The following is a 9,510-nucleotide window of genomic DNA, read 5'->3' as shown; positions in this document are numbered from 1 at the left end:
CCGAGGTCACCAGCGCCGTCGCCGCCGGCGACCTCACCCGCTCCATCACCGTCGACGCCTCCGGCGAGGTCGCCGACCTCAAGGACAACATCAACGCCATGGTCGGCTCGCTGCGCGAGACCACCCGCGCCAACCAGGAGCAGGACTGGCTGAAGACCAACCTCGCCCGCTTCTCCGGTGCCATCCAGGGCCGCCGGGACATCCGCGCCGTCGCCGAGATGATCACCGACGAGCTGACCCCCCTGGTCGACGCCCAGTACGGCGCCTTCTTCCTCGCCGAGGAGACCCCCCACGGCGCCGAACTCGCCCTCATCAGCTCCTACGGCCGCCCGCCCGGCGCACCGCCGCTGCGCCTGCGCCTCGGCGAGTCACTGGTCGGCCAGGCCGCCCGCAGCCGCCGCACCCTGGTCGTCGACGGCCTGCCGCCCGGCTACGCCACCCTCGCCTCCAGCGCCGGCGAGGCCGACGCCCGGGCCCTGGTCGTGCTGCCCATCGCGCTGGAGGAATGGCTGCTCGGCGTGATGGAGTTCGCCTCCGTCCACCCGTTCAGCCAGGTCCACCGGGACTTCCTGGAGCAGTTCGCCGAGACCTGCGGCGTCAACATCGGCACCCTGCTGGCCAACGCCCGCACCGACGAACTGCTCGGCGAGTCCCAGCGGCTCACCGCCGAACTCCAGGCCCGCTCGGAGGAACTGCAGTCCGGGCAGGAGGAACTGCAGCACTCCAACGCCGAACTGGAGGAGAAGGCCGCCCTGCTCGCCGAGCGCAACCGCGACATCGAGGCCAAGAACCTGGAGATCGAACAGGCCCGGCAGGAACTGGAGGAGCGCGCCCGCCAGTTGACCATGACCTCGATGTACAAGTCGGAGTTCCTGGCCAACATGAGCCACGAACTGCGCACCCCGCTCAACAGCCTGCTCATCCTCGCCCAACTGCTCGCCCAGAACGCCGAGGGCAACCTCACCCCCAAACAGGTCGAGTACGCGGGCGTCATCCACTCCGCCGGCTCCGACCTGCTCCAGCTCATCAACGACATCCTCGACCTCTCCAAGGTCGAGGCCGGCAAGATGGAGATGAGCCCGGAGACCTTCACCGTCCGCGCGCTGGTCGACTACGTGGAAGCAGGCTTCAAACCGCTCGCCGACCAGAAGCACCTCGACTTCGCGGTCACCGTCGACCCCGACATGCCCGCCGAACTCACCACCGACCAGGCACGGTTGCGCCAGGTACTGCGCAACCTCCTGTCCAACGCCGTGAAGTTCACCGACACCGGCCGGGTCGAACTGCGGATCGAGCGGACCTCCGGCGACGACGTGCCGCCCGAACTCGGCCACCCCGCGGCCGCCGTGGCCTTCCGCGTCGACGACACCGGCATCGGCATCGACCCCGCCCACCTCGACACCATCTTCGGCGCCTTCCAGCAGGCCGACGGCACCACCAGCCGCCGCTTCGGCGGCACCGGCCTCGGCCTGTCCATCAGCCGGGAACTCGCCCGGCTGCTCGGCGGCACCATCACCACCAGCTCCACCGTCGGCAAGGGCAGCAGCTTCACCCTCCACCTCCCGCTCGTCGATCGCGGGCGACCGGCCCCCGCGCCCGCCCACACCTCCGCCGACCGCACCCCCGACCGCGCCGGCACACCCGCGGCCGAGCCACCACCCACCGGCGGCCCCGCCCTCACCGGGCGCACCGTGCTGATCGTCGACGACGACATCCGCAACGTCTTCGCGCTCACCGCCGCCCTCGAACAGCGCGGCCTGGTCGTCCTGCACGCCGCCAACGGCCGGGCCGGACTGGAGACCCTGAACGAGCACCCCGAGACCGACCTCGTCCTGATGGACGTGATGATGCCCGAACTCGACGGCTACGCCGCCATCGAGGCGATCCGCGGCGGCGAGCGGAACGCCCGCATCCCGATCATCGCGGTCACCGCCAAGGCCATGCCCGGCGACCACGCCAAGAGCCTCGCCGCGGGCGCCGACGACCACGTCACCAAGCCCGTCTACGCCCCCGACCTGCTCGACCGCATGCGCCACCTGCTGGACACCCCGTGACGAGCCGCGCCCCGCACGGTGCCCCGGCGGACCGTACCGCTGCCGCCCCCGCGGGGCGGCCCCCCGACCCCGGCGACGGCGAGACCGTCCTCGCCCTGGCCGCCGCCGTCCGCCGACTGGAACGGGCCGTCGCCGAACTGCGCACCGAGGAGCGCCCCCGCGCCCTCGTCGACCTCGCCACCGGGATCCTCGCCGAACGCCTGCACTGCCCGCCCGCCGACGCCGCCGCCCAACTCGTCCGGCTCGCCCGCGACGCCGGCACCACCCCCGCCGCCCTCGCCGCCGACGTCGCCGGACAGCCCGCCCCGCCCCCGCCCGGCACCGCGGACCCGCAGGCCCCACCCGGCCCCGCCCCCCACCCGGAGGCCGGCGCCGCCCTGGCCGCCGCCTCCGACCTCGGCGCCGGCACCCGCGCCCTGCTCGACCAGGCCGCCATGCCGCTCGGCGCCCGCGCCGTCGCCGTCTGGCAGGCCGTCCCCGGCGGCGCCCTCGTCCTCGCCGCCCAGGCCGGACTGCCCGCCGCCGAGGCCGAGGCCTGGAACCGCGTCCCGCCCGGCGTCGACACCGCCGCCCAACGCGCCGTCCGCACCGGCGCCGCGCACTGGCCCGACCGGGTCGACGGCGCCCCCGGCATCGGCGGCCCCGACCTCCGCCGGGCCGTCCTCCCGCTGCACGACCGAGGACGGCGCACCGGCGCCCTGGAACTCCTCTGGCCCGGCGCCGCCCCCGACCTCGGCCCGCCGCTGCGCCGGCAGCTCGCCGCGCTCGCCGACCTCTGCGCCACCCTGCTGGGCGCCCCCGCCGCGGCCGCCGGCACCGGTGCCGGCGGCGACGCCGACCGGGCCGCCGTCCTCGACGGCGTCCTCGGCCCCGCGCTGCTGCTCGACCCCGTCGCCGGACCCGACGGCCGGACCGTCGACTTCCGCATCGTCCGCACCAACGAGCAGTTCACCGACCCGCTCGGCCGTAGCCGTACCGAACTCGAAGGCGCCTCCCTGCTGGAGAGCTACCCCACCGCCTGCGCCGCCGGCCTCTACGACCGGCTGCTGCGAGCCCACACCGCCGGCGAGACCGTCCGCGACGAACGCCTCGACCTCGCCTTCCACGCCGGCGACGACCCGCTGCCCGCAGCCGTCCGCCTCGCCGCCGCCCCGCTCGGCCCCGGCCTGCTCGTCAGCTGGAACCTCGCCACCGCCCGCGACCGGCAGGCCGCCCTCCTCCAACAGGCCCAGCGGCTCGCCAAGGTCAGTGGCTTCGAGGAGTCCACCGCCACCGGCCGCATCCTCTGGAACGAGGGACTGCGCGAGCTGTACGGGCTGCCGCCCGGGGCCGCACCCGTCCCGCTCGCCGAGCTCACCGACCACGCCCACCCCGACGACGAACCCGCCGTCCGCCGCCTCCTCGACACCGTCCACCGGCGGCTGCGCCCCTCGTCCGCGGTGTTCCGGCTGCAGCGACCCGACGGCCCGCCCCGCTACACCCGGGTCGTCGCCGAACCCGTCACCGACGCCGAGGGCCGGCTCACCGCCGTCCGCGGCGCCTACCACGACATCTCCGCCCAGCACACGGCCGAGATCGCCCTCGGCGCCACCCGTGCCCGCCTCGCCGACTCCGAACAGGAGGCCGCCGAGAGCGAGCAGCTCGCTCTCCGCCTCCAGCAGGCCATCCTGCCGCCCGAACCCCCGCCGCTGGGCACCACCGGCCTGCACGCCGCCGTCCGCTACCGGCCCGCCGCCCGCCGCGCCCGGGTCGGCGGCGACTGGTACGACGTGATGCTGCTGCCCGACAAGCGCGTCCTGCTCGCCGTCGGCGACATCGCCGGGCACGGCGTCGAAGCGGCCACCGGCATGGTCGCGCTGCGCCACGCCCTGCGCGGACTCGCCGTCACCGGCGCCGGCCCCGGACGGCTCCTCGCCTGGGCCAACACCGTCGCCCTGCGCGACCAGGGCCACGTCACCGCCACCGCCGTCTGCGCGGTCTTCGACCCGGTCGACAGCAGCCTGCGCTGGGCCCGGGCCGGCCACCTCCCGCCGGTCCTGCTCACCGCCGGCCGCGCCGACGTCCTCCCGCTGCCGCACGGCATCCTGCTCGGCGCCCTGGAGGACGCCGCCTACGAGGAGCACACCCTGCAGCTCGGCCCCGCCGACGTCCTGCTGCTCTACACCGACGGCCTGGTCGAGCGGCGGGACCGGCCGGTCGAGGAGTCCGTCCACCAGCTGATCCGCATCGCCGGCGACCCCCGCGGCGACCTGGACGGCTACCTCGACCGCCTGCTGGAACTCAGCCGCGCCGACACCGACGACGACACCTGCCTGATCGCGGTCCGGGTGGAGCGGCCCGCCGCCCCGGGCCCCGAGCCGGCCGCGCCCGCCCCGCGTGAGTCCGGCCGGCCCGGGTAGACGCGCGAGCGTTCCCCACCGTCCGGGCGAGGGCCCGGGACGGGCCCGCCGGACGGCGATCCCGACCGCACGGTCCGTGATTGCGCCGACCGCGGCCGGGTAGGCGCGCCGGTCGGGGGTGGAGCGGGGACCGTGAGGACACCCAAGCGAAGGGACGCCCGCCATGCTGATACTCGGACTACTTCTGATGGCCGCGGCCGGGGCCTTCATCGGCCTGCTGATCGCCGACAACCTGTCCGGCGGACCGGACTACCAGGTGACGGTGCTAGGCAACGACCTCGTCGTGCTGAACAGCCTCGCGATCTTCCTCGCGGGCGTCGCGCTCGCCCTGCTGTTCTGCCTGGGCTGCGCGCTGATGGCCGCCTCGCTCCGCCGTACCCGGCGGCGCTCGGTGGTGGTGGCTCCGACCGGCGCGACCGGCGCGACCGGGACCGACGGCGCGACCGCCATGGCCGCCGCGGCCCGGGAGCCGTACAGGCGGGAGCCGTCCGGAGAGCCCTACCGGGAGCCGTACCGCGCGCCCGCCGCCGACCGGGAGCCCATGCCACCGCCACCGGCACCGGTACCGGAGACGGCGGCTGCGGACCGCGCCGGATCCGACCCGTACGCCCGACGCGCCGCCGACGACCCGTACGCCGAACGGCCCACGGCCGCAGCCGCCGCTCCGCCGACCGAACCGCGACCGCCGGAGCCCGGGCCGACCGACTACCGGGATCCCCCGCAGGCCGTGTACGGGGACCCTTCGCCGGCCGAGTACCGGGATCCCCCGCAGGCCGCGTACGGCGAACCCCAGCAGACCGGGCCCCAGCAGGCCGAACCCCAGCAGACCGAATCCGGGCAGGCCGCCGCGGAACAGGGCGTCCGGGCAGCCGATCTCCCGAGCGCCCACACCCGCCGCAGGCGGTTCCGCCACCTCACCGGCCAGTGACCGCACGACCCGCCACCGGTACGTCCGCCCCCCGCGGACCCGGGAGAGGAGGAAGACCCCATGTCCGGCGGCCACGCGCCCAGGTACGCCGTCGACCGCACCCGTGACCGCACCCGCGACCGGGCCCGCGGTGGAGCACCCCGTCGGGGGTTCCCTCCGGCGCCCTGGGCGATCCGGCTGCCGCTCGCGGGCCGGCCGGGGGTGGTCACCGAATGCCGGGACTTCACCCGGGCCGCGCTCGCCGACTGGCCCCGGCTCCGGCCGCGCCCCCGGCCGGGCCACCCGGTCCGGCCGACCCGCCCGGCCCGGGGCACGGCCACCCTCGACGAGGTCGTGCTGCTGGTCTCCGAACTCGTCACCAACGCCTGCCGGCACGCCGGCGGCCCGCTCGACCTGCTGCTGATCCGGGGCGCCGGGGCCCTGCGCGTCGAGGTCTCCGACCCCAGCCCGGTGCCGCCCCGCCCCCGCCCGCTCGACCGTCCGCTCCGCCCGGGCGGTCTGGGCCTGCACCTGCTGGCCCGGCTCGCGCTGAGCTGGGGCTGGCAGCGCCGGGAGCGCGGGAAGACGGTCTGGTTCGAGGTCCTGGCACCGTCGGACCGGCCCCCGGGCGGGGACGGCGTGGACGCGCCCCCGGACAGGACGGGGGCGTGAGCGGGTTCGGCACGTCACACACCCCCTACCCTGGGATGGAGGTGGCCCCGTTGGTTGCGCCGGGGGCCGCGCGTCCGACCGGAAGGGCGGTCACCCGACCATGACGGACGACCGGGCCGCCGAGGCGGTCGTCCTGCAGAACACCGTCGACCGGCTGCGCGCCGAGGTCGAGGGCCTGCGCCGCGCCATGCGCAGCCGGGCGGTCATCGAGCAGGCGAAGGGCCTGCTGACCGAGCGGCTGGGGTGTACGCCCGAGGAGGCGTTCGGCCACCTCGCGCAGCTCTCCCAGGACGGCAACCGCAAGCTGGTCGACATCGCCGCCGACCTGCTCGGGGTGGCCGCACCGCCCGGGGCCCCCGGGGCCGGGCCCCCGCGGCGGGCCACCGCCCCGGACGCCGGGGCCGGGGTCCTCGCCGAGCCCGGCGGGGGGCACTGGTTCCGTTCGGTCGTCGACGCGCTGTACGACCCCGTGCTGCTCCTCACGCCCGTCCGGGAGGGCGGCGTGCCCACCGACCTGCGGGTGGCGCACGCCGGTGCGGCCACCGTCGACCCGGCCGGCCGCCCCGGGCGGGACCTGGTCGGGCACCGCCTCAGCGAGCTCTACCCGGGCCTGGTCGCGGCCGGGACCTTCGCCCGCCTGCTGGCGACGGCCGCCGCCGGGATCCCGTACGAGGGCCGGGCGCTGCGGTTCTCCGAGGTGGTGGACGGCGCCGTCCACACCGGCACGCTCGACCTCCGGGCCGTCCCCTTCCCGGACGGCCTCCTGCTCACCTGGCGCAGCGGCGAGGGACCGGTGCGGCGTGCCGACCGGCTCGCCGACGTCCAGCTCCTGGCGGGCCTCGGCACCTTCCACTGGACGGCGGGCCAGCCGGTGCTGTCCTGCTCCGACCGGGCCCTGCACCTGCTCGGCCTCGACGCGGGGCCCGGGGCCGCCGACCCGCCGACCCCCGGCCGGGCGCTCGACGCCGTCCACCCGCAGGACCGCGCCGCCGTCCGGCTGCTGGCCACCCGCCTGCTCGGCGGCGAACCGCGGGCCGCGGTGGAGTTCGACACCGCCGCCGGGGCGGGTCCGGCGCGGACGCTCCGGGTGAGCGCCGAGGCCGTCACGGGCGCCCGGGACGGCCTGCGGGCGGTACGCGGCGTGGTGGAGGACGTCACCGACCGGCGCCGCACCGAGCAGGCCCTCGCCGGGGCCCGGGCCAAACTGTCGGAGCAGCGCCGCCGCGCCGCCGCCGAGCACCGGGCCGTCAAGGCCCTCCAGCAGGCGCTGATGGAACTGCCGACCGCCGCCGCACCGACCGCGGGCAGTCTGGACGCCGCCGCCCGCTACCTGCCCGCCACCAGCGGCTCCCGGATCGGCGGGGACTGGTACGACATCCTGCCGCTGCCCGACGGGCGGATCCTGCTCGCGGTCGGCGACGTCAGCGGCCACGGGCTGCGCGCCGCGGCGGGGATGGCCCACCTGCGGCACGCCCTGCGCGGCCTCGCCCACACGGGTACCGGCCCGGGCGAGGTGCTCGGCCACCTCAACGCGATGGTCTGCCACCAGGGCGGCGACTACATCGCGGGCGTGGTCTGCGGCCACTACGACCCGGCCGACCGCAGCTTCACCTGGGCCCGGGCCGGCCACCTGCCGCCCGCCCTGCTGCACGGCGGCCGCGCCGTCCTCCTCGACCCGCCGCCCGGGCCCGTCCTCGGCGCCACCCCGCAGGCCCGCTACCGCGCCGTACCGCTCGCGCTCGCGCCCGGCGACGCCCTGGTTCTGGTCACCGACGGCCTGCTGCGCCCCCGCTCGGCGGTGCCGGCGGAGGGCCTGGCGGCGCTGCTGCGGGCGGTGGAGGAGTGTCCGGCCGGGGATGCGGAGGGGTGCGTGGAGTACGTCGTGGGGCGCGTGGGCGGGGCGGATCCGCGGGACGACAGCTGCCTGCTGGTGGCGCGGGTGCCGTGAGGCGCCGCGGCGGCGGTGTCGGGGCGGCGGGTGTCGGGGCGGCGGTGTCGGTGCGGGACTGCCGGGGCCGGGGCGTTAGGAGCGCGCCGGAGCGGGCAGCCGCCGGAAGGACGGAACGGGGGACCGGCCGGGGTGAACCGGTGACGAGTGCGAGGAGGCGGGTGCCGTGGACGGACGGTCGGAACGGGCACGGACGGACGGGACGCCGGCGGGGCGACGGATCGGGCCGGCGCTGCGCCGACGGGCCCGGGTGGCGATGTACGCGGTGCGGACCCGGGTGGTACTGCTGCTCGCGGTGCGGTGGGGGAGCGCACGGTGAGCGGCGCCGAACTCGTGCCCCCGCCGCCGCGCGGCCCGGCCTCCGCGGCCGTCCTCGCGCTGCTCGCCTCCGGCCCGCCCGGGGCCGGGCGGCTGCTGAGCACGCCCGTGGGCACCACCGACCCGTGGGGGGAGGACCACCAGCTCGCCCTGCACCTCTGCTACGAGCTGCACCACCACGGCCTGTCCGGCGTCGACCCGGGCTGGGAGTGGGACCCGGAGCTGCTGCGGCTGCGGCGCGGACTGGAGCGCGGCTTCCTGGCGGCGGTCCGGGCCGCGGTCGGGCCGGTGCCGGACGGCACCGACCCCGCGCGGGCGCTCGACGAGGCGCTCGCCGGCCTGCTGGTCGAGCCCGCCGACGGACACGGCCCCTCCCACCACCTGCTGCACCACGGCGAGCGCTGGCAGGCCCGCGAGTACCTGGTGCACCGCTCGGTGTACCACCTCAAGGAGGCCGATCCGCAGCTGTGGATGATCCCGCGGCTGCCCGGCCCGGCCCAGGCGGCGCTGCTGGCGGTGGCCTTCGACGAGTACGGCGCCGGGCACCCGGACCGGGCGCACGCCCTGCTGTACGCCCGGATGATGGCCGACCTCGGCCTGGACCCCGGCTACGGCCACTACCTGGACGCGGTGCCCGCGCCGGCCCTGGCGGTGGTCAACCTGATGGAGCTGTTCGGCCTGCACCGGGCGCTGCGCGGGGCGGCCGTCGGGCAGTTCGCCGTCCTGGAGATCACCTCCTCACCGGGCGCGGCCCGGATGGCCGCGGCGCTGGAACGGCTCGGCGCCGGCCCGGACGGCACCCTGTTCTACCGGGAGCACGTCGAGGCCGACGCGGTGCACGAGCAGGTCATGCGGCACGGTGTCATCGGCCCCGTCCTGGCCGCCGAACCCGAACTCGCGGCCGACCTCCTCCTCGGGGTGGCCGCCACCGGGCTGGTGGAGGACCGGCTGGCCGCGCACCTGCTGGGGCACTGGCGGTCGGGCCGGAGCTCACTGCGGCTCCCGCTGCCCGACGCCCCGGCCCGGTTCGCCCCCGCCCGGCCCGCCCCGGTCGACTTCGCCGCCGCCGTCCGCCGGGGTCTCGGCCCCCGCCCCCGCTGGGCCACCCGCCGCTGAACCCGCCCCCGCCCCCGGGCCCGCACCCGCGGAACCGGCTAGCCGCGGGACCCCCGCACCAGTGGTGCGGGCGGGGCGGGGGCGGCGGTGACAGGT

Annotated in this window: 6 protein-coding genes; all 6 read left to right on the top strand. The window is 77.2% G+C overall.

Annotation, left to right across the window (positions count from 1 at the left end):
* A partial coding sequence (locus ACWGB8_RS36485) for an ATP-binding protein (protein WP_452217971.1) occupies positions 1 to 2,054 on the top strand: 2,054 nt, incomplete at its 5' end.
* A complete protein-coding gene (locus ACWGB8_RS36480; RefSeq protein ID WP_452217970.1) occupies positions 2,051 to 4,453 on the top strand; it encodes a SpoIIE family protein phosphatase in 2,403 nt (800 codons plus the stop codon). The genes ACWGB8_RS36485 and ACWGB8_RS36480, both read left to right, overlap by 4 nt.
* Positions 4,454 to 4,616: 163 nt before the next feature.
* Positions 4,617 to 5,381, top strand: coding sequence for a hypothetical protein (locus ACWGB8_RS36475; protein ID WP_452217969.1), 765 nt, complete (start codon positions 4,617 to 4,619; stop codon positions 5,379 to 5,381).
* Positions 5,382 to 5,441: 60 nt separating this feature from the next.
* Positions 5,442 to 6,032, top strand: coding sequence for an ATP-binding protein (locus ACWGB8_RS36470; protein ID WP_452217968.1), 591 nt, complete (start codon positions 5,442 to 5,444; stop codon positions 6,030 to 6,032).
* Positions 6,033 to 6,132: 100 nt separating this feature from the next.
* Complete coding sequence (locus ACWGB8_RS36465) at positions 6,133 to 7,980, top strand: SpoIIE family protein phosphatase (protein ID WP_452217967.1); 1,848 nt, start codon at positions 6,133 to 6,135, stop codon at positions 7,978 to 7,980.
* A gap of 315 nt (positions 7,981 to 8,295) precedes the next feature.
* On the top strand, positions 8,296 to 9,414 hold the full coding sequence (locus ACWGB8_RS36460; RefSeq protein ID WP_452217966.1) for an iron-containing redox enzyme family protein: 1,119 nt from the start codon (positions 8,296 to 8,298) through the stop codon (positions 9,412 to 9,414).
* Positions 9,415 to 9,510 lie beyond the last annotated feature (96 nt).

This window comes from Kitasatospora sp. NPDC054939 (assembly GCF_053610105.1).
This window is presented reverse-complemented; position numbering and strand designations above follow the sequence as displayed.